The following is a 19,835-nucleotide window of genomic DNA, read 5'->3' as shown; positions in this document are numbered from 1 at the left end:
GAACGCACCACTGCTTTCTTACATGCGCCTGCTATCGCAAAGCCAGCACACAGGACCGGGAGCTTATTCGCTCAAATCGCCCTTAAAGACTTCGCCTGCCTTCATTACGAAGCCGACGCTTTCTAGCAGCGAAATGTCGGCCAGCGGATTGCCAGCAACCGCAATTATGTCAGCTGACGCGCCAGGTGCGATCACGCCGACATTCCCTTCCTGCCCAAGAGCATCCGCCGCGTTCACTGTCGCGGCACGCAACGCTTCTGCCGGCGTCATGCCGAAACGCACCATACGTGACAGCTGGTTGGCGTTGTCGCCATGCGGATAGACACCCGCATCGCTCCCAAACACCATCTTTACGCCTGCTTTGTGAGCCCTGCGAAAGCTGTCTCGTTGGCGCGCGCCCACGACGCGTTCCTTGTCGAGGCTTTCTTGCAAGATGCCCGCTTTCTCGCCCTCACCGAGAATGTATTCGGTGTTGTAGATGTCCATGGAGAGGAACGTGCCCTTCTCCTTGGCAAGACGGATACCTTCATCATCGATGAAGCTGGAGTGCTCAATTGTGTCGGCACCTGCCTTGATTGCATTGAGAATACCCTCGGTGCCATGCGCGTGGCTCGCGACTCTGCGTCCATGACTGTGCGCTTCTTCCACAAGAGCTGTCAGTTCTTCCAAAGTGTATTGCGGCGCGCCGACCTTCGTGCCTTTGGACAGGACACCGCCCGTCGAGCAAGTCTTGATGAGGTCGACATCGTATTTGATATTGCGGCGCACCTTGGCGCGTACGGCCCAAGGGCCATCGGCAACGCCTTCTCCGACCAGTCCATATTCTTCCGGGAGAAGATTGTTGTCAGAGCAATGCCCGCCCGTAATCCCAATCGATGGTCCCGACACGAACAGCCGCGGGCCGGGTATATCACCCTCGGCAATGGCATCGCGCAAGGCGACGTCGGAGAAACTTGGTGCACCGACGTTGCGCACGGTGGTGAAGCCCGCCATCAGCGTTTTCTTAGCGTTCAAAACGCCCGTTATTGCTGCGCGCTCGTGCGAGATCTTCAAGCGGCGATAGCCCTGATCCGTCGCCTTGCCCGTCAGATGAACATGCATGTCGATAAGACCGGGCAGGATCGTCATCCCATCAAGATCAATAACCCGATCCACTTCGCCTGTGGCAGTCGCCGGTCCGCTGGAGACTGCTGTAATCTCTCCATCGACGATGGTGACGACCGGATCATCGACCAATCGGCCACTTTCGACGTCGACCATCGCATCAGCCGTCAAAATGATTGTCTCAGCCTGAAGCGCGGTGGCGCTGGCGAGCAGGCTGGTGGTTAAAGCGAAAGCGGAAAATCTCACGGCATGTCCCCTGTTGCGGAGCAACGGACGCTATCACGTTTTCACAGCGCAACAAGGGGAAGGCTTACTGTGGGCGGTGCCAAAGCCTTTACACCCCCGGCTCTTTACTCTCTAGAACTCCCCTGAGAAGGCTACGCTTGCGCCGGTGTTGTTGCCACGTATCGCGAGGCTTGGGTCGATGCGAAAGAGAGAATGAGGTGGTGAGCCCTGCTGGGTTCGTCACCACGAGTGTTTGACTGCACTGATCCCCTAGCCTACTGGAAAGACAGTGATTTTATGTCTCGCAGTGCGAGACAACGCTGTGAGACAAGGACAATGAAATGGCGAACCATGTGCGCTACATCCGTAGGCGCGCCAACGGGATGTATTACTATGAGCGCCGACTGCCCACGGCGGTCCGCAGCCATCCGACCAGATGGGACGCGCTGTTCGGAGGGAAGGCACTCTTTCGTCAGTCACTAAGGACCAGAAACCAGTCAGAAGCGCTCGCCGCAAGTCAGCCGGTGCATGACGATTTCGAGCGCAGACTGGCTGAAGTGCTCGGTGGGCATCAGACTCCCATCGATGTATCGGACAATGCCACCCGTCGGGTGACACGACTGCGTCTGGACAAAATTACCGATGACACACGAGAGCGCATCGTCGCTCCATGGCGTCGCCGATTAGTGTTGGCAGAGTTTGGGGCCGACGGACGCGCCGAGCTTGAGCGAGTGGTCGAAGAGCGTGAATGGGACGCCGAAGACTTGCGAGCGATACTTCTCGATCGTGCCGTGGCCGACGACCCACGCATGCCGAATATCGCCGAGGAAGCGGAGAGGCTCGTTGCAGACGAACGTCTCGATGCTCCTGCGGGAAGCGATATGCGAGCGATTGTCATTCGAGCCATTCGCGAAGGGCATCTGCGCGGTCAGCGCGAGATCGACGAAATGCTTGCGGGCAACACCTCTGCTATCCCTCGACAGCGGCCGAGCGCGCGGGAGCGCCGCGCTCCGAAGATGTCGGAAGTGCTCGACGCATATGTGGGTCAGCTTCGCGCACCGAGAACTATTCGAGAAGCGAAGGAATCCATCTCCTCATTCATCAGAATGATCGGCGATCTTCCCCTCGATGAAATCACACGCTCCGACGTCCTCGAATTCTGCAAAGTCGAAGGCGCTCGCACGATCGGTGGCAAAACGAGCGGCAGCATTACCCGTACCGATGTCTCCAGCTACGTTGAAGAAGAAGATCGGCTTGCTGCGCTCCGCGATCAATCATGCCATTCAAGTCGAGCTGTATGAGGGAGATAATCCAGCTGCGAAGATCGACGTGCGGCATTTTACGAAGCCGGTGCCGAAGGCGCTGATGCCAGATAAGCGCCCCTTTACAGTCCACGAGCTACAGCTACTCGTCAATCATCCGTGGTTCACCGGATGTGCAGGCCCGTTACAGACACACGAGCCGGGCGACTTCCGCTTGAGCGGCATGCACTACTGGGTGCCAATCCTCGCAATGCATACGGGCTGCCGCGCAGGCGAGCTCGGCGGCCTGCGGGTCAGCGAAGTCAGGCTCGACGACGTCTATCCGCACATCATCGTTCGCGACAATATGTATCGAACCACAAAAGGGTCCTACGCTCGAAACGTTCTCCTGCTCGACGTTCTGATCGACCTAGGCTTTGGGAGCTATGTCGAGCATGTCGCCAAGGCCGGCCACGATCGCCTGTTCTTCGATTGGAAGGCACCGGCCGGTCGGGTCGAAGCTGGTGCGACGGCGTGGTCCAACGCAAGCCTGATACGATCCTTCAATCGAACAGTGGTCCCTCAACAGCTCGCTTCGATCCTCATGGATGGCGCGCGGCAGGAGGTGACGTTTCACAGCTTCAGAGGAGCCTTCAAGACACTGCTCGGCAGGTCGGAATACGGCTTGCCGGACAACTACAAGCACGAGGTGATCGGTCACGCGAAGAGCGCTCTGGACAAGCGATACGTGCAGAGCATTCCTCTAGCTGAGACCTACCCGGCGATCCGGGGCTGCTCATATCAAGGGCTGAACCTGCCCTCACCGCCAGCTGTACCTTCAGGTTGACCCGTCAACTAGGTCCGAAAAACCCTCAGTCAGCAAATCTCTGTTTTTCGGAGATTTTCGTCGCAGCCGGTGAATGGCAAACTCGAGCCGGTCAAATCCGTCAAAAAGACAGCAACCAACGTCAACCTAATGAAATGGCGCGCGATGAGGCGGTGGATGGGTGTCTAGGCCCAAAGCGTGCCTGAATGGCAGCATCCGGGTGAGGTATCGAACGATCCCCTAGGACTTCTCTTCAAGACGATGTAGCTGCTAGGTCGGCGTGATCCGGGCAGGTCTAAGAGCGCGATAAACGCTCGCTCGCGCGATCCCCAGCTTCTTGGCGATCTCTGTTGCACCAAGCCCCTTATTACGCAGAGAGCGCACCTGTTCGACGTCTACGCTGCGTTTGCGTCCCTTGTAGATACCAGCCGCCTTCGCGCGCTCGATGCCCTCTCGCTGGCGTTCCTTGCGGATGTCAGTTTCGAACTCGGCGACCGCTCCGAGAATGCCGAGGATCAGCTTCCCCATACTGGTTGTCGTGTCGACTGCGCCTTGCTGCACACACCGGAAGCCGACCTTCTTCTCTGACAACTGCGCGATGATGTCATGCAGGTCGCGACCAGATCGAGCGAGGCGGTCTAGGCGTGTCACGACGAGCGTGTCACCTTCTCGCACCCATTCGAGACATTCTGCGAGCGCTTGCCGATCGTTACGAGAAGTCCCGGTGATCTTCTCCGCGAAGACCTTTTCGCACCCCGAGTCGTTCAGCTGCTCAAGCTGGAGGTCGAGATTCTGCGAACTGCTGCTGACGCGCGCGTAACCGACGATACTCATGTGATGCTTCTCACTGCCTCAATAGGTTCTAGAGTGAGCGCAGATTAGCGTCTCACAGCCGGGAACGAACTCTATTGAGACGCTGCGTGGACGGCCTGAGACGCCTCGGATGGGTATACTTCAGGGCGACACCGAGACGAGCGCAAACAGAAATGGGTGCTGCAAGAGACTGTTCCGCAGCAAGCGGTCTTACTCCTGCTCGCTGTCCTTCCGCAGCTCCTCGTAGAGCTGCCCCGGTCCAAGCAGTATCTCCAGGATCCCTGCTCGCACCTTGTCAGACGCCAGGGCCTGTGAACTCAATTCATCGTATGCACCCTTGGCATTGATGAGGGCGTTGATTAGCTCCGGCATCAACGTAGGTGAAGAAGCAAATTGCGCATGGCTGTTGTTCATCGCCTGCGACGTCAATTCATCCGACTCCAATAGCTTCCCGCGTATGCTCCCCAATACGTAGTTGAGCTTGTCACCATCAGTAAGGTCACCGTCGAACAAGTCATTCACCTTGGCGATGATCTCCGCGAGGAGCGCCTTTTCCTTCTCCTGCACTGCTCCAGAGCCAACCCCGGTGATCGGTGGAAGCGCGGGACGATCATCACCGACCTGTAGCGTGCGCGCACCCTCGTCCTTGAGGTTGTGATGCGTAAGCCGAACTCCCGACAGGTCTACGCCATCTCGCTCACGTCCGAACTGCAACAATGGGGTAAGGCGCTTGTAGAATATGTAGCGCTTCTCGATCTCGGTGCTGCCGTAGTCGAATATCTGGGATAGGAAGGCATAGACGCGTGTGAAGGCGGCCATGTCGCCGCGCACCTGAAGAAGCACGTCCATCTCTTCCTTGGCCTCGCTCGCGGCAGACTTGTCCTTTGCGTCGATGGCGGTCCTGTATCGATCCTTGGCCTCACTGAACTGCGTCAGCATGCGCTGCGCGACGGGTTCAATCGCGGCGATCAGCTGTCCCTGTGTCGCAGTGGGATCAAGTTCGACTGCTACCAGCCGCTCGATCTCGAACTGGTCATAGAAACCCGAAGCATCCAGCTTCTGGCGCAGATCGAAGATAAGGTTCGGGTCGGTCTCGGCCTCAATCTCTGCGGTCTCATAATACTGCCTGAAGGCCGCCAGCACTTCCTCGGAGCTGTTCACGAAGTCGAGGATGTATGTGGTGTCCTTACCGGGATGTGAGCGGTTCAACCGCGACAATGTCTGCACGGCCTGAATACCCGCCAGCCGTCGATCGATATACATGCCGCACAGAAGCGGCTGGTCGAAGCCGGTCTGGAACTTGTTCGCGACGAGCAGCAGCTTGCATTCTTCGTCGTTGAAAGCATCGCGAATGTCTCGGCCACGCAGACCGGGATTCAGTTTCGCGCTTGTCTCCGTGAAGCTCTCGCTCTTGTTATCTGGATCGTTCACCTCGCCAGAAAACGCCACGAGGGTGCGCATGCGATAGCCTTGTGACTTGATGTAGGCTTCGATCGCCAATTGCCACCTGACAGCCTCCAGACGACTTCCAAGCACAACCATCGCCTTCGCCTTGCCGTCCAGCAGGGGCGCGACATTCTCGCGGAAGTGCTCGACCACGATCTGGACCTTCTGCGAGATGTTGTAAGGGTGCAGCCGAACCCAGCGCATGATGCCTTTCATGGCTGCGCTCTTCTCGACTTCCATCTCGTCCCATTCCTGCCCGCCGCTGGCGAGTTTGAAGGCGAGCTTGTAAGGCGTGTAATTCTTCAGGACGTTGAGGATGAAGCCTTCCTCAATCGCCTGCCGCATTGAGTAGACGTGGAATGGCTTTGGCTTGTTGTCGTCGCTCGCCGGTGCGTCAGGGTTCGGCCTGCGCCCAAACAGCTCCATTGTCTTCGTCTTGGGCGTCGCTGTGAACGCAACGTAGGTCACCCCATCCTCGGCTGCACGCGCGGCCATTTGTGCGGCGAGAACGTCTTCCGCGCTTACCTCGCCCCCATCGCCTAGCTCCTCGATCTCTTCGGGTGAAAGCACAGCCTTGAGCTTCGCAGCGGTCTCGCCTGCTTGGCTGCTGTGTGCCTCGTCGGCGATCACGGCGAACTTCTTGCCATCGGTCGCTGCGCGTTCACGCACAGCCTCCAATGCAAAGGGGAATGTTTGCATGGTGCAGACGATGATCTTCTTGCCCGCATCGAGAGCATCAGCCAGCGCAGCGCTCTTGCTACCACTGTCGCTCGTGATGGTCGCGACGACACCTTTGGTGCGCTCGAACTCGAACAGCGCTTCTTGCAGCTGTGCGTCGATCACGTTGCGGTCAGAGACCACGATCACGCTCGCAAACACCTTTTGATCGTTCTCGTCATGCAGGTCGGCAAGGAAGTGGGCTGACCAGGCAATCGAGTTGGTCTTGCCCGATCCAGCGCTGTGCTGGATCAGGAAACGCCCACCGGCCCCTTCTGCACGCACCTGCTCACGCAGCTTCCTCGTCGCGTCGAGCTGATGATAGCGCGGAAAGATCACGGTGGTGATCTGCTTCTTCTTGTCGCGCTTCGCGATCACGTAGCGGCCAATCAGTTCGAGCCAGCTGTCGCGCTGCCAGACCTCTTCCCACAGGTAGGCTGTCGGGTGGCCGGGACCATCGGCGGCGTTTCCCGCGCCGCCATGGTTGCCCTTGTTGAAGGGCAGGAAGCGTGTCTTCCCGCCTTCCAGCTTGGTAGTCATCATCACTTCGCGGTTGGACACGGCGAAGTGAACGAGAGCACCGCGAGCGAAAGTCAGCAGGGGCTCGTTCTTCGGGTTGCGGTCGAATTTATACTGGTCGATCGCGTCGCCGATGCTTTGCGTGAAGTCGGTCTTCAGCTCAGTGGTGGCAACGGGAATGCCGTTGAGGAAGAGACCAATATCGATGCTATTCTCGTTCGAGCGGGAGTAACGCAGCTGGCGCACGACCCGCAGCTTGTTCGCCTCATAGCGAGCTACGATGTCGGGGTTCATGCCTGACGCAGGAGCGAACTGCGCGAGGCTCACAAGGCCACGCACTCCGATCAGTTCGAGGCCATGGCGCAGAACATCCAGTGTGCCGCGGTCGTCGAGTTGCTTGCGGAGACGGTCGCCGAGGACAGCGAGCGCCGCTGCGCCATGTGCTTTCTCAAGCGCTTCCCAGACCTTTGGCTGCGTCTCCTGCAACCAGTCTCGAAGGTCTTCGGCAAAGAGCGCACGCTCGCGGTCATAGCGCGCCGCAGCGCCTTCCTCGAAAATCCATCCAGCCGCATCCAGATGGTTGCAGATTTCGTCCTCGAAGCTGATTTCCTTGTGCAGGCTCATACCGGCTTACCGCCAATGGTCAGGCGCTTCAGATAAGGCGAAATCGCATCATGCAAGCGGTCGCAGGTAGCAAGTAGCTGCGTGTGAATGTCCTCCCATTCTTCTTCAGGCGATTGCCAGCCACCGGGGCATGGGGCTGCAATGCGGCAGGCGCGCGAGTTCTCCAGCCGCTGCCAGCGCAACTCGCCACCAAATGCGGTGTCGATTGCCTCGCGATGGGCGTAAAGCTGGTCGAAGATTTCGAGGTTCTCGTCACCACAGTCCTTTCCGCGATCGATGTAGATTTCGGCCTGACAGTCGAGCTTCCGCGTCGCCAGATTCAGCCCTATCCCGCGCACCCCGGTCGATACACCAATCCACGAATAGATGCCGGGCGTAATATGGCTGTGGTGCTTGGCGTCTGGTCGGGCGACCAGCTCGGACCAGAATTTCATGCGCAGGTCGTAGCGCTGGGCAAATTCCCGGTTCGCCTTTGAGACGGTCGCTGTCTCTTCGGAAGGGCCGACTATTCGTGTCAGCAGCGGTGCCGGATCGCTGTCACCGATGCGAACTGCCTCGACCTTCACTAGGTAAAAGTCCGCGCTGCTGCTGTCATTGAGCCAAGCAACCGCCGCTACGTGCTCTGGGCGAGGTTCAGCCACGATCCAGACGGCCGCACGCGCATTCATGGCTGCCAGGTAGGTCAGCACCTTGCCCAGGTGGTCGTGGTCGCTCTTTCCTAGCTGGTTTTCGACAATCACCTTCGCGCCGGACTCATCCTCGGCGACGAGATCGACGTTGAATGAGCCTGCGGCCTGTTCGCGTTCGGCGTTTTCCAGTGTTAGGCCCAGCGCCTCATCGAGGATTTCGATGTTCGCCTGAAGCCACGTCGTGAAGTCGTATGCCTCATGCGGCCAGACTTCGCGCAACGGGACGCGGGTTAGCCGTTCGATCGCGCCAGTCATTTGGCCTTCCCCTTCAGCCCCAGCTTCGCGAACGCAGCCGCAACTTCCGGTTTCATCGTGAAGCTGCTTCCATCTTCGTTATACTCGGCAAGGATACCCGAATAGAACTTTCCATCCCGTTTCTCGGCATCAGGTGCAGGCCACAGATACACTGACCGGTCCCTGCACATCATCCCGAAATGCAAATCGAAACCGTTGTCGTTCCAGCCAAGCTTTCGTGATAGCTCGCGGTTGGTGCTACCGGGATTGTCGAGCAGCACCTGCATGATCTTCGCCTCGGTTTCGCTCATGGGCTCGACCGTGAATGCACGGACGACCCGCTCCGCGGCGGTCATGCCCTTCAGCTCACCCATTAACTCATCGCGGAGACGCTGCTCCAATTCGTCGATTGCCTTGACCAACTGGCTGGCAGCTTGTGCGTACCGCTTGGTTGCAACCACCCATCTGGCGCAGCGCCCGCTCGCGCATTTTTTTGCGTTCTTCAGGCGTCCTGTTCGGCAAGGTCGCAAGCATCTGGTTGAGACTTCCTGTCATCGGTCGAACTCCTTCCCGTCGGTGCTCATTGTGTAGGCGAAGTGTATGTAGGGCAGCCGCAGGATGATGCGCTCGGTCGGAGCCTGTCCCATGGCCATCCCACGACACATCAATGACACACCACCTGTGCGCTCTAGGCACAGCGCGTCAGCCGAGTTGAAGAAGGGTTCGCCGCTATCACGCCATACGATGGCTGTGGCACCGTCTGGGAGCGCGCCGATGGGCTGCACGGTGTAGAAACCGCAGAAGGCGTAGAACAGCGCCAGAACCGCTCCTGTGCCAATCAGCCACCACTTGGCTTTGCCACCTTTATCCCGCGTTTCATCAGGACTGGTCGCACTCTCTGCTTCGCTCATGCAGCCTCCATTTCGCGTTTTTCGAGCTGCCCGCGCACGTCGATCTTGCCGGTGACAGCGGCGGAGATCAGCGCGGCACGGCGCTCTTTCACCAAGGTTATGGCCTGTTCGGCATTCGAGACCAGCTCGGCAGTTTTCAGGTTGGTTGCTTTGACCTCGTTTTCGATCCTCTCCTGCTCCTCAAGAGGTGGCAGGATGATTGGGAGCTCCATCAAGTTTGTTGAGGAAATCGAGGCAAGGTTTGTCGTCTGCTTCGAGCGCAGCACAAAGAACTGTTGGGCATAGTCGGAGCCAGTCAACCTATTGAGCCACGCTGAAGAAACGCCATGAGGACGAACGGCGAATACATGGTTCTGATGGAGGCAAACGTCGATTTCGCCGTTCCAGATGTGCCCGCGTCCCAGCTTATCGTAATCCCCGCCCTCGTTCATTAGGACATCGCCTTGCTTCAGTCGGTATCGATCGACGTCCTTTGCAAGCACCTCGATCTCGGCGACGTCTCCAAGAGCTAGATAGCCATCCTGCACGTTCGCCACCCGAAGATAAGGGACGGTCAGGGTTTCCGCTTCGCCGTAGTCTTTGCCTTTTGCTAATCCCGTCTGCACCGTGGCGACAAATTTCAACCGAGCTACATCCCAATGCGCGGGGATCTCGCCGAGCCATTTGATGCCGCTGTCTTTCATAGGGGCGTCGGGGTCGAGACCCTTGGTGACGGCGTGGGATATGACCGCCTGCCGTTTCTCCTTCAGCAGCGCGATAAGCTGCTCCTGCTCCGCCACCAGCGCATCGATCTTCGCCGTCTCGTTGTCGAGGAAAGCGGCAATGGCCTGCTGCTCTTCCATGGGAGGCACCGCGAGCGTGATCGCCTTCATCTGGCCGTAGTTGGTGCTCCATAGGTCGGCGACTATGCCTTTGCCATATCGGTAGTATTCCTCTTGGAAGGCCACCGAGCGAAACAAGTGATGCACGAAAAGACCATGCATCGTCGCGTCGGGTTCGATCACCGTGTTGATGAGCGAAACCGATCCGTCGAGCGAGGAAAGACCTGAAGATCCCTTGCGATCAGAACGGCTATTGATCACGAAGTCGCCCGCGAGCACGCACTTCCTGTTGTCGTTGTCGTCCGTCTTCGCGGCGGTTTCGAGCTGCGGGACAATGCCATTCTTGGTTACGGAGAGCGGGGGATAGTCTGCATCACTCACCTTCTGGCGGCGCTCGGCGAAGCGTGCGCCAATGCGCGACAGCTCCCAGTGCGCTGGCACCTGCGCAAGCCATGGCGCGCCGCTTTCCTTGTATTTGGGGTAGGCAGGGAAGCTCATGGGGTTTCCCCTGCGACTTCCGAAAGCACCTTCATTGCCTGGACGAGATCGGTCGGTTGATACTTGATGAGGTCGGTGTTTTTGAAGCCCGGTGCTCTGAACAGGTTGTGGTTCGGCTTGCTGCGGTCGAACCCGGTATGGTCAAAGAATTTGTGCGGACAATCACTCAACACGGACCGATCTACGCTGTCGGCACGCACCCAGATGTTGGCCACTCTTGAGCGCTGTGGTTCGGTTGCAATTGGAATGCCAGTCTTGGTGACATAGAGATTGCAATGGGCCGGGTGTCTCTCGCCTGACTGCCGGACGTTCGGATGCGACTCGATAAGAGCGACAACTGCGTCAACAAGAAGTCTGTTCGTCACGCAGCTATATCCTTCAATAGCGCGCGAATGCGGTCAGAAACCTCGCCTAATTCTGTGTCGATTTCTTCGAGTGGACGAGGCGGCTCAAAGACGTAGAAATGCCGGTTGAACGGGATTTCGTAGCCCACCTTGGTTTTCGACTTGTCGATCCAAGCGTCAGGGGCGTGCGGCTTCACCTCGCGCTCGAAGTATGCGTCCACGTCCTGGATTAGCGGCACGTTCTCGGTGTCGCGCAGGCTGGTGTCAGCGACAGGCTTGCCTTTGGCTTTACCACGCTGGCCCAGCACTGGTTTGCCATCCTCGTCCAGTTGCGGGCGTTCGACGGTGATGGTCTGGTAGCCGAAGTTTGTGTTGTCGAAGATACGAGAGAGAGGTGCCAGCTTCACCTTGCCGCCTTCCGGCGCGGTCGGTGCAGTTTCGTCCTCCCGCACGATCTGCCGCACAACCTCTTTGCCCTCTGCGTCCAGCACCGTCGCCAGTTCCGCCTCGACAAACGCGCCGAACAGCTGCGTCACCTCGTCGATCTGTTCGTCGCTCATCTGCTTGCGCTTGCTGCCGAGGGCTTTGCGCATGCGCTGCCAGAAGCTGCTGGCGTCGATCAGCTGCACCTTGCCCTGACGCTCCACGGGCTTCTTGTTCGACAGAATCCAGACATAGGTGGAGATGCCAGTGTTGTAGAACATGTCGGTCGGCAGCGCGATGATCGCCTCGACCAGGTCATTCTCCAGCACGTAGCGCCTGATCTCGCTCTCCCCACTACCAGCCGCGCCGGTGAACAACGGTGAGCCATTGAGCACGATGCCAAAGCGGCAGCCGCCTTCAGTCTTGGGACGCATCTTTGAGAGCAAATGCATCAGAAACAGCAGTGAGCCATCGGAAACACGCGGCAGGCCGGGGCCAAAGCGCCCAGCGTGGCCCAGCCGCTGGTGCTCTTCCTTCACCTCCTTCTGCACCTTCTTCCATTCCACGCCGAAGGGTGGGTTGGAGAGCATGTAATCGAAGGTCTGGCCGGGGTGACCGTCATCAGAGAGCGTATTGCCCTGCACGATCTTTGTGATGTCCTGCCCCTTGATGAGCATGTCGGCCTTGCAGATCGCGTAGGATTCGGGGTTCAGTTCCTGCCCCGACATGGTGAGGTGCGCTTGCGGGTTATGCTCGTGCAGGTATTCGCCTGCGATCGAGAGCATGCCGCCAGTCCCCGCCGTGGGATCGTAGATGGTGCGAACGACGCTGGGCTTCGACAGCACGTCGTCATCCTCGACGAAGATGAGGTTGACCATCAGTCGGATGACCTCGCGCGGCGTGAAGTGCTCACCAGCCGTCTCGTTCGAGATTTCCGCGAAGCGCCGGATCAGCTCCTCGAAGACGAGCCCCATCTGGTTGTTATCGACGGTGCTGGGATGGAGGTTGATGCCAGCGAAGCGCTCGGTGACCTGATAGAGCAGGCCGTTCTTGGCGAGCCTGTCGATCTGTGCGGCGAACTCGAACTGCTCGAAGATGTCGCGCACCTCCGGCGAGAAGCCCTGCACGTAGCTCAAGAGGTTGGTGGCGATGTTGTCCTGATCGCCGACGAGCTTCACGAGGTCGAGCGGGCTGCGGTTGAAGAAAGTCGTGCCAGAAGCCCGCAGCAGCATGGGGTCAGGGTGGCCCTTACCAGCCGCTTCGAGCACCGCCTTCTTTGTCGGAGCGAGCACGCAGTCGAGACGCCGGAGCACGGTGAAGGGCAGGATAACCCGCCCGTATTCCGATTGCTTGTAGTCGCCGCGCAGAAGGTCCGCGACCGACCAGATAAACGCCGAAAGCGATTGATGATTCACTGATTCCCCCTTTGCAGGGGTTACTGCCGCACTGCGAAGTCATCGGCAAGGCAGTATTCGGTGCGAGCCGCCGCGTTACTGGGAGAAACGACGAAGAAAAGCTTGCCGTGAAATGAAACACCAAAACACGACAAGCTCGATTCAGTAATATGCAGCTAGTCCTTAAGCGACCAACTGCCTTCAGTGAACACCGCGAGGCCGACGGGGCCGAACTCCAGCAGCGCAGGTAGACCACGCAGCGCCTCGTTCTTCAGGCCGAATGTCCCGTCATGAATGCTGAACAGAGATTCTTCGCCGTCTTCCAATTCATTACATTCGCAATAGACAGCGATTGCTACGTCCATCGTGGGGGCGATGATGAAATGCTCGTCCCCGGAAGCTTCTTCGATCCGATAGAGGTGCAGTTTCGGTGCTGGTAGAGCATGGGCGATCCAGCCGACTTGCGGGTTGAAGCTGGCGAAGCCCGCGGGAGCACATTCGAGCATAGCGTCGAGGCCCAGCCGTTGGTCGTCGGGCAGGGTATCGTCCACCCGCTCGACGGTAAAACCTTGGTTCTCTTGGTTCAGTTCGATTTCGTTGGCGATGACGATTTCCTCGGCCCGCTTTGGGTCGGATGCCAGCACGAAGCCAGTTACCCGCCGGTGAGCACGAGAGATCGTGACGCGAAACAGCTGAAATTTCATTTGAGCATTACCTTATGTTGTTGGTGATGCTCGATGAGTATCTGCGCGTTTCGATGGATGCGGGTGGGCAATGCTGTGGCGGTGATGGGAAGTGCGCCCAGCGAGACTTGTTGACGCGTCAACGGGGCATGTCATTTTACTTTTGCCTCAAAGCCGCAGAATTGCGCGCTCGCTGCCAACGCTCGATGAAGGGCAGGACGGCGTCTGCTCCGAAAATGTGGCCGAAGTCGTCAACAAATGGACAACTATTGTCCACTTGCCCCGTGCTACCTACTCGAATTCGATGCGATCAGGGCGGGCAATGTTGTTCCAGAACATCTTCGCTGCCTGTGTCATCGGCTGCGACATAACCAGCCGCCGGTCATCGAGCCGAGGATCGTCGCGACGGGTGAATTTGAACAGGTAGTTTCCGTATGCGGCTTGGATAATCGTGAACCAACGGGAGTGCACGGACCTCGGAACACGTTTCGCTTTCCTCAAGCCTTGGCCAGCAGCTTTGCCGAGAGCAACCTTCAAGGCTTCCCGTTCTTTCTCACTGTTACTTGCGATGGCTCCGTGCATGTGAAGGTGAGTTCGCGCTCCAGTGCCCTTCTGATGTCCTTCGATCACGAAGAAGTATTCGCGGTTGTCTCCGAGACACCTTCGCACATGGCTACGCACGCGCTCCATTAGCTCTAGACGCACATTGCCACGAGCCGCCAGCCTCGCTTCAAGGTCTGGGTGGAGGTTGATGTTGAATGTGAGCAAGTCCCACTCAAAGCAAACAATGGTGCCCATGTTCACCTTCATCCACTGAGACAGGTCTTCCCATTGCGGCATGGGCTTCCCGTTGTCTTGTTTTCCCATTGGGAATGGAGAGAGTTCCCATGAGGCCGGTTTGTCTTGCTTCCCATAGTATACTGATAGGGGCTCGATCAGCTCGTCGAATTGCTCATGCCGGCGCTCACCCTCGGCAGCCAGAGCCCGCAGTTTTGCGAAGATTCTTCGATCACGGACCAAGCGCTTTGCTTCGCGCGAACGCCGCTTTCGATGTCCGATTTTTCGATTCGGTTGGGCAATCATGCGGGTGTGAGACAGTCGTGTGAGATTTCGCGTCTCACACTAGACATAACGCATTGAAAAATAAAGAGGTGGTGAGCCCTGCTGGGTTCGAACCAGCGACCTACTGATTAAAAGTCAGTTGCTCTACCGACTGAGCTAAGGGCCCCCACGGGGTGTCGGGCGATATCGGTATCTGCCGGACGGAGCGCTCACCTAGTCAGCGTGCGCGGGCGGGTCAAGCGTGCATTGAGCTGTCGCAGCGTAAAGCCGCTGATCGGATCGCGCCATTCACCCGCAATTGCGCTTGCCGGACCCAAAACAAAGACGCGCTCGCGAAAGCGCGGATGCGGGATGGAAAGGCGCTCGCTCGCCCAGATTCCGCCGCTCCAAAGTACGATATCGAGGTCGAGCGGGCGCGAGCGCCATCGTTGACCAGCGCGTTTGCGGCCAAACTCGCGCTCAATATCGAGAAGCGCGCGCATCATGGCTGGCGGGTCAACATGACTGGCCAGTACAGCTGCGGCATTGGCGTATTTGCGCTGCGATGGGCCCACAGGATCGCTGGAGAGAATCGGCGAGATCGCGCGCAGCCCACTCAGCTCAGCGAGCGCCGCAAAGGCCGTAGCGACAACCTCGCGCGGCGTGCCAATGCCCGGCACACGCATGTTGCTGCCGAGCGCGATCAGATAGGTTTGGTCGCTCAAATGTCTTCTGCGATGCGGTACGTAAAGCTGCGGGCGGCGGTCGCGAAAGAAGCCCATTCCCGCGCGATGCTTGGCAGCTCTCGACAAATCAAGCGTGGTGACGAGGACGCCCTCCTCGTTCGACCCGAACTCCTCAACCATATCGCCCCATTCGTCGCAAATGAAGGAGTGGCCGTAAAAGCTCTGCGCACGATCCGGACCTTCAGCCCCGATGCGGTTGCTGGCCACAACCGGCATGCAATTGGAAACAGCGTGGCCGATCATCGCGCGCCGCCAGATCCGGCTAGTATCAAGGTCGGCATCATAGGGTTCCGAGCCGATTGCAGTCGGATAGAGCAGCACCTCTGCCCCTTTCAGCGCCATGACGCGCGCCGCCTCTGGATACCATTGGTCCCAACAGATACCGACGCCTATTGTCGCGGCACCCACATCCCAGATCTTGAAACCATCATTGCCTGGGCGGAAGTAGAACTTTTCCTCATAGCCCGGCCCATCGGGAATGTGGCTTTTGCGATACGTCCCCATCACCTCTCCATCGGGTCCGATCATGGCGAGCGTATTGTAATAGTGATGGCCGTCGCGCTCGAAGAAGCTGGTCGGGATTGTGACTTTCAGAGCCTTTGCAAGCTCGCGCATGGCGATGACGCTCGGATGTTCCAGCGTCGGACGAGCGAGAGCAAAGAGCGCCTCATCCTCTTCGCGACAGAAATAGGGTCCGGAGAACAATTCCGGCGGCAAGATGAGCTGCGCACCCTCGTCTGCCGCTTCTTCAACCAGAGCGGCGACGGCCGCAATATTGTCCGCTTCTTCTTCGCGTGCGAGCGCAAGCTGGAGGGCGGCGACCGTGATCTGTGTCATGCGCCGCCCTTTAGTCGCTTATTCGGCTTTCTTGAACAGCAAAGTCATGCGGTCGCTCTCACCGATCGAGAGGTAGTCGCTGCGGCGCGGATCATCCGCTCCGGTCGCAAGCACTGGAGGAAGCGTCCAGACACCGCGCTCCCAATTGGCCGGGTCGTTCGGGTTGGCGTTGATCTCGCTCTCGCCGGCCAACTCAAAACCATTCGCTTCGAAAATCGCGATCACGTCTGACTTGCGCATATAGCCACGTTGGCGAGCGCCGTAGTCGTCATAGCTTGCGCCTTCTGGGGCGCGGTGTTGAACCACACCGACCATGCCGTCATCCTTCAACATCATTCGCGCGGCCTTGAGCACATCGTCAGCCCGGTTGCCGATGTTGAGACCGTGCATTGAGCGGAAGATCAGCACACGATCGACGGTCCCGGCCAGGTCCTCAGGCATTTCGTCGGTCTCAAATGCCGTCACTGCGTCGGCTTCGACGCCCATTGCAGTCGCAAGGCCGGATTTAAATTGCTCGGTCCAGCCTTTGCTGCGGGCTTCTTGCGCCCGGCTGTTATATTGGCGGCCATCGCTGTCCTGATTAAAGGCGATATATTTGCCAGCAGGCATCAAATAGGGCGCGAGCACACGGGTATACCATCCGCCGCCTGGACCATATTCGGCCACCGTCATGGTCGGCTCGACGCCAAAGAATGAAAGCGTTTCAGCAGGGTTGCGGTATTGGTCGCGCGCGCGGTCATCATCGCGGCGCTCATCGGCGAGCACCTCTGCAAGGCTTGGCGTGTGATCGTCTGCGTACCGCTGGAACGGCAAGAGCGATGGCGGCAAGGGGTGCTAGGAATAGGGATTTCATCGGGAGGATCCTCTCATTCAGGGTTTTCTGGCGCGCTTCCTGAACCAAGGTGGCCAAGTTGACAAGCAAGCCTTCGACAATGGGCCGATGACAAACCACAAACGCCTTCCTATCTGCCAGTGCAAGCAAGGAGATTCGAGCGATGGAACAGGCGATTATTGCAGGTGGGTGCTTCTGGTGCACCGAGGCGGTGTTCCGCGACGTTGTTGGCGTGAGCGAGGTGGAAAGCGGCTATATTGGCGGGACGAAGTCCAACCCGACCTACAAAGAGGTTTGCACCGGGACCACAGGCCATGCTGAGGGCATTCGCGTCACGTTCGATCCCGACACGATCAGCCTGCCGGAAGTCTACGACGTGTTCCTCGGAACGCACGATCCAACCCAGCTCAATCGTCAGGGCAATGATGTCGGCACCCAATATCGTAGCGCGATCTTTCCGCTCGACGCATCGCAGCGGGAAGAAGCCGAGGCCGCGATTGGGCGCTGGAACGCTGAAAATGGCAAGATGGCCGTGACGACTATCGAAGGCTTCGATGGCGAGAACCAAACCGCTGAATGGTATCCTGCCGAAGACTATCATCAAGAATATTGGGAAGGCGAAGGCCAGCGCAATCCCTATTGCCTTGCGACAATTCCGCCCAAGCTGATGAAGCTGCGCAAGAGCTTCCAGAACAAAGTGAAGGCCTAAGGCCAGCGCCAGACGGTGAAACTTTCCCGCTTCTATACGTCACACCACGATATCAAGAACGATGGCTCGGTGGCGTTTCGCTGCTCGAGCGATGTTTCTGAATGGCCGTGGCTGGCCTTGCCTGCGCAGCACCCGCTCACAATCCAGACGCAGAATTTCTGGACCAGCGTCGGCGCAACGCAGGCCTTGGGCAGCCGGGATGACGATAAATGGAGCGCGTTGACATGGACCGATTGGACGCTTGGCGATGACAATGCCGGGCAGGCCACGCACGGCATCTTTTCCCACTCTGGCGATGATGACGAACTTGCCTTCGCAACAGAGTTATTCGATTCCGAGGATCGGTTGATTGCATCGATCAAAGGCAAAGGTGTCGTCTTCCGCACGCGCAATTTTGAGAAGTGGCGCGAGGGCTCGAAGTCCGACGCGAAGCAGCAAAGCGAGCCCACCGAAGCCTTTGAATACGCGCCGCGCGAACTGCTAGGGCTTTCCAACAAAGAGCCGCCACTGATCGCGCCGCTTCGCGAAGTGGATGGACAGCTTTCGACACGTGCGCTCGTAACGAAAGAGAATGGCTTGGTGCCGGGTCACCCCTATTTCAGCGGATCGGGCGACCATGTAAATGCGCCGCATCTTGCTGAATTGGGCCGCCAAACGGTCAGTCTGCTGCGCGAGGGCGCGGAATTGCAGGTTGTCCACGGCGAGATGGATATGCACCGCTACATCGAGCTGGGCAGTCCCATCTCCATTGCGATCGACCGAACGCGGGATGATGAAGTGCGGCTAGCCATAAGCCAGCTCGACCGATCCTGCGCGACGATCACTATGCGCTGGATTGAAACCTAGTTTCTCATCCAGCGGGCGATGAAGAAACCATCGAGTCCACCTTCATCGGCCAGCATTCCCGGATGCGTACGAACCCATCCTTCCGTTGTTGGTTCAAGGCCTGATGGTAATTCCGATGCGGTAATCGGCATTGGCTTCACATCGAGCGCTTTGTTGATCCAGGCGGCCTGATCTTCACCCTCTTCGCGTTCGAGCGAACACACAGCGTAGAGGAGCGTTCCACCAGGTTTCAGCCATGCACTCGCGCGCTCAACCAACGCGCGCTGCAAATCCACCATCTCGGCAATTTGCCGTGCGCCGATCCGGTGCAGCACATCGGGATGGCGGCGGCAGGTGCCCGTCGCGGTGCAGGGAGCGTCGAGCAGAATTGCATCAAACTGATGTTTCGGCTCCCACGTCATCGCATCTGAGCGCACCGGTGAGGCCTTTAGCCCCGTCCGCTTCAAATTCTCTTTGAGCAAGCCGAGTCGTCTCTTGCTGAGATCGAGCGCAGTCACATTCCAGCCTGTCGCGGCTAATTGCATCGTTTTGCCACCGGGCGCCGCGCACAGATCGAGCGCGTGCTTGCCTTCGCACCCGTCCTCGTCCTTGCCAAGCAACGCAGCCGGCAATTGCGCAGCGAGGTCCTGCACCCACCAATCGCCTTCCTCAAAGCCTGCCAGCCTATCAGGCCGCGTTCCGCGTGGCAGGCGCACGTGACCCGATGCGAGTGAAACGCCGCCGAGCGCCACCGCCTGCTCCGCAGTTTTTACGGGGTCCTTTAAACGCAGATCGAGTTCGGGCGGATCGGCCAAGCCAGCAGCAATGGCTTTAGCCCTTTCACCCCATCGCTCCACCGCGCGCTCAGGAAGCGTCGGTGCATCCGGAAAAGTGGGCTCACCCTTCGTAAGCGCCGAAAACACGCCATGCGCCAGCCTACGCGGTCCTCCTGAAAGGAGCGGCAAGCCCGTCGCGATTACCGCATGCGGAGGCGTGCCCAGCCGCACAGCCTGCGCCAGCATGAGGCGCAGGACGCTGCGCGCCTTCGCATCGTCAGGCAGGCGTTTTTTGGTCGTACTGTCGATCAGCGCATCGATATCCGTAAGCCAGCGCAAGGCCTCGCTGACTATGGCGCGAGCGAGCGCCTTGTCCTCACCTGTGTGAAGCTTCCGGGTCGCGGCACCTTCCACCTGCTCAAGCGTCTCGCCCCGGCGCATGACCGCATCGAGCATTTGCAGCGCGGCACGGCGCGCGGGAAGTCCTGAAATTCCTGCCATTATTCGCGCGCCTCTAGCCCGGCTGGAAACCAAGCGCCAGCTTGCGCATTTCTATT

General features: G+C 58.6%; 18 protein-coding genes, 1 tRNA gene and 1 pseudogene. 4 read left to right on the top strand and 16 right to left on the bottom strand.

Annotation, left to right across the window (positions count from 1 at the left end; translation table 11 throughout):
• Positions 1–63: 63 nt before the first annotated feature.
• On the bottom strand, positions 64–1,350 hold the full coding sequence (locus tag ACZ1GU_RS02705; RefSeq protein ID WP_472646584.1) for a Xaa-Pro dipeptidase: 1,287 nt from the start codon (positions 1,348–1,350) through the stop codon (positions 64–66).
• Between the two features lie 320 nt (positions 1,351–1,670).
• Here ACZ1GU_RS02705 and ACZ1GU_RS02700 point away from each other — a divergent pair, with 320 nt between their 5' ends.
• Complete coding sequence (locus ACZ1GU_RS02700; protein ID WP_472646583.1) at positions 1,671–2,630, top strand: DUF6538 domain-containing protein; 960 nt, start codon at positions 1,671–1,673, stop codon at positions 2,628–2,630.
• Positions 2,566–3,417, top strand: coding sequence for a site-specific integrase (locus ACZ1GU_RS02695; protein ID WP_472646582.1), 852 nt, complete (start codon positions 2,566–2,568; stop codon positions 3,415–3,417). The genes ACZ1GU_RS02700 and ACZ1GU_RS02695 overlap by 65 nt, the downstream gene beginning before the upstream one ends.
• Positions 3,418–3,666: 249 nt before the next feature.
• Here the strand turns inward: ACZ1GU_RS02695 and ACZ1GU_RS02690 are convergent, their stop codons facing one another.
• The 14 genes and pseudogenes from ACZ1GU_RS02690 to ACZ1GU_RS02625 all read right to left on the bottom strand — a co-directional run bounded on the left by ACZ1GU_RS02690 (position 3,667) and on the right by ACZ1GU_RS02625 (position 16,964).
• Positions 3,667–4,230: a recombinase family protein gene (locus ACZ1GU_RS02690; RefSeq protein WP_472646581.1), complete on the bottom strand. Its 564-nt coding sequence runs from the start codon at positions 4,228–4,230 to the stop codon at positions 3,667–3,669.
• A 189-nt stretch (positions 4,231–4,419) separates the two neighbouring features.
• Entirely contained in the window at positions 4,420–7,515 is a 3,096-nt protein-coding gene (locus ACZ1GU_RS02685) for a type I restriction endonuclease subunit R (protein WP_472646580.1), read from the bottom strand.
• Entirely contained in the window at positions 7,512–8,459 is a 948-nt protein-coding gene (locus ACZ1GU_RS02680; protein WP_472646579.1) for a DUF4268 domain-containing protein, read from the bottom strand. The genes ACZ1GU_RS02685 and ACZ1GU_RS02680 overlap by 4 nt, the downstream gene beginning before the upstream one ends.
• The gene (locus ACZ1GU_RS02675) at positions 8,456–8,899 is read right to left on the bottom strand and encodes a winged helix-turn-helix domain-containing protein (RefSeq protein ID WP_472646578.1); all 444 of its coding nucleotides are present in this window, start codon (positions 8,897–8,899) and stop codon (positions 8,456–8,458) included. The genes ACZ1GU_RS02680 and ACZ1GU_RS02675 overlap by 4 nt, the downstream gene beginning before the upstream one ends.
• A gap of 90 nt (positions 8,900–8,989) precedes the next feature.
• Positions 8,990–9,349, bottom strand: coding sequence for a hypothetical protein (locus ACZ1GU_RS02670; protein ID WP_472646577.1), 360 nt, complete (start codon positions 9,347–9,349; stop codon positions 8,990–8,992).
• On the bottom strand, positions 9,346–10,668 hold the full coding sequence (locus tag ACZ1GU_RS02665; protein ID WP_472646576.1) for a restriction endonuclease subunit S: 1,323 nt from the start codon (positions 10,666–10,668) through the stop codon (positions 9,346–9,348). Before ACZ1GU_RS02665 ends, ACZ1GU_RS02670 begins: the two co-directional genes overlap by 4 nt.
• Positions 10,665–11,033 (bottom strand): hypothetical protein, encoded by a 369-nt coding sequence (locus ACZ1GU_RS02660; RefSeq protein WP_472646575.1) that lies wholly within the window; start codon positions 11,031–11,033, stop codon positions 10,665–10,667. Before ACZ1GU_RS02660 ends, ACZ1GU_RS02665 begins: the two co-directional genes overlap by 4 nt.
• Positions 11,030–12,850, bottom strand: coding sequence for a type I restriction-modification system subunit M (locus ACZ1GU_RS02655; RefSeq protein WP_472646574.1), 1,821 nt, complete (start codon positions 12,848–12,850; stop codon positions 11,030–11,032). The genes ACZ1GU_RS02660 and ACZ1GU_RS02655 overlap by 4 nt, the downstream gene beginning before the upstream one ends.
• 155 nt (positions 12,851–13,005) lie before the next feature.
• Entirely contained in the window at positions 13,006–13,533 is a 528-nt protein-coding gene (locus tag ACZ1GU_RS02650; protein ID WP_472646573.1) for a hypothetical protein, read from the bottom strand.
• A 270-nt stretch (positions 13,534–13,803) separates the two neighbouring features.
• Entirely contained in the window at positions 13,804–14,352 is a 549-nt protein-coding gene (locus ACZ1GU_RS02645; protein WP_472646572.1) for a hypothetical protein, read from the bottom strand.
• Between the two features lie 312 nt (positions 14,353–14,664).
• A tRNA-Lys gene (locus ACZ1GU_RS02640) sits at positions 14,665–14,740 on the bottom strand.
• Positions 14,741–14,783: 43 nt separating this feature from the next.
• On the bottom strand, positions 14,784–15,239 hold the full coding sequence (gene folK / locus ACZ1GU_RS02635; protein WP_472648689.1) for a 2-amino-4-hydroxy-6-hydroxymethyldihydropteridine diphosphokinase: 456 nt from the start codon (positions 15,237–15,239) through the stop codon (positions 14,784–14,786).
• Positions 15,240–15,274: 35 nt separating this feature from the next.
• Positions 15,275–16,136, bottom strand: a pseudogene (gene aguB, locus ACZ1GU_RS02630) (N-carbamoylputrescine amidase).
• A gap of 18 nt (positions 16,137–16,154) precedes the next feature.
• Positions 16,155–16,964 (bottom strand): class I SAM-dependent methyltransferase, encoded by an 810-nt coding sequence (locus ACZ1GU_RS02625; protein WP_472646571.1) that lies wholly within the window; start codon positions 16,962–16,964, stop codon positions 16,155–16,157.
• Between the two features lie 167 nt (positions 16,965–17,131).
• On the opposite strand from ACZ1GU_RS02625, the gene msrA reads away from it, so the two are divergent.
• Positions 17,132–17,677, top strand: a complete 546-nt coding sequence (msrA, locus tag ACZ1GU_RS02620) for a peptide-methionine (S)-S-oxide reductase MsrA (protein ID WP_472646570.1) — start codon at positions 17,132–17,134, stop codon at positions 17,675–17,677.
• 15 nt (positions 17,678–17,692) lie between these two features.
• Positions 17,693–18,523, top strand: coding sequence for a hypothetical protein (locus ACZ1GU_RS02615; RefSeq protein WP_472646569.1), 831 nt, complete (start codon positions 17,693–17,695; stop codon positions 18,521–18,523).
• Here ACZ1GU_RS02615 and ACZ1GU_RS02610 read toward each other — a convergent pair.
• Positions 18,520–19,779 (bottom strand): RsmB/NOP family class I SAM-dependent RNA methyltransferase, encoded by a 1,260-nt coding sequence (locus ACZ1GU_RS02610; protein ID WP_472646568.1) that lies wholly within the window; start codon positions 19,777–19,779, stop codon positions 18,520–18,522. The two genes, ACZ1GU_RS02615 and ACZ1GU_RS02610, sit on opposite strands and share 4 nt — an antisense overlap.
• Positions 19,780–19,835: the final 56 nt, after the last annotated feature.

This window comes from Erythrobacter sp. HA7-11 (assembly GCF_055693605.1).
Note: the sequence above shows the minus strand (reverse complement) of the source record. Positions and strands in the feature narration are given on the sequence as shown.

Bases quoted from the DNA above. Each gene is read 5' to 3' on its own strand.
- msrA (WP_472646570.1), top strand. From the start codon at position 17,132: ATGGAACAGGCGATTATTGCAGGTGGGTGCTTCTGGTGCACCGAGGCG.
- ACZ1GU_RS02670 (WP_472646577.1), bottom strand. From the start codon at position 9,349: ATGAGCGAAGCAGAGAGTGCGACCAGTCCTGATGAAACGCGGGATAAA.
- ACZ1GU_RS02680 (WP_472646579.1), bottom strand. From the start codon at position 8,459: ATGACTGGCGCGATCGAACGGCTAACCCGCGTCCCGTTGCGCGAAGTC.
- ACZ1GU_RS02700 (WP_472646583.1), top strand. From the start codon at position 1,671: ATGGCGAACCATGTGCGCTACATCCGTAGGCGCGCCAACGGGATGTAT.
- ACZ1GU_RS02665 (WP_472646576.1), bottom strand. From the start codon at position 10,668: ATGAGCTTCCCTGCCTACCCCAAATACAAGGAAAGCGGCGCGCCATGG.
- ACZ1GU_RS02690 (WP_472646581.1), bottom strand. From the start codon at position 4,230: ATGAGTATCGTCGGTTACGCGCGCGTCAGCAGCAGTTCGCAGAATCTC.
- ACZ1GU_RS02610 (WP_472646568.1), bottom strand. From the start codon at position 19,779: ATGGCAGGAATTTCAGGACTTCCCGCGCGCCGTGCCGCGCTGCAAATG.
- ACZ1GU_RS02650 (WP_472646573.1), bottom strand. From the start codon at position 13,533: ATGAAATTTCAGCTGTTTCGCGTCACGATCTCTCGTGCTCACCGGCGG.
- ACZ1GU_RS02645 (WP_472646572.1), bottom strand. From the start codon at position 14,352: ATGCCGCAATGGGAAGACCTGTCTCAGTGGATGAAGGTGAACATGGGC.
- ACZ1GU_RS02685 (WP_472646580.1), bottom strand. From the start codon at position 7,515: ATGAGCCTGCACAAGGAAATCAGCTTCGAGGACGAAATCTGCAACCAT.
- folK (WP_472648689.1), bottom strand. From the start codon at position 15,239: ATGCGTGTGCCGGGCATTGGCACGCCGCGCGAGGTTGTCGCTACGGCC.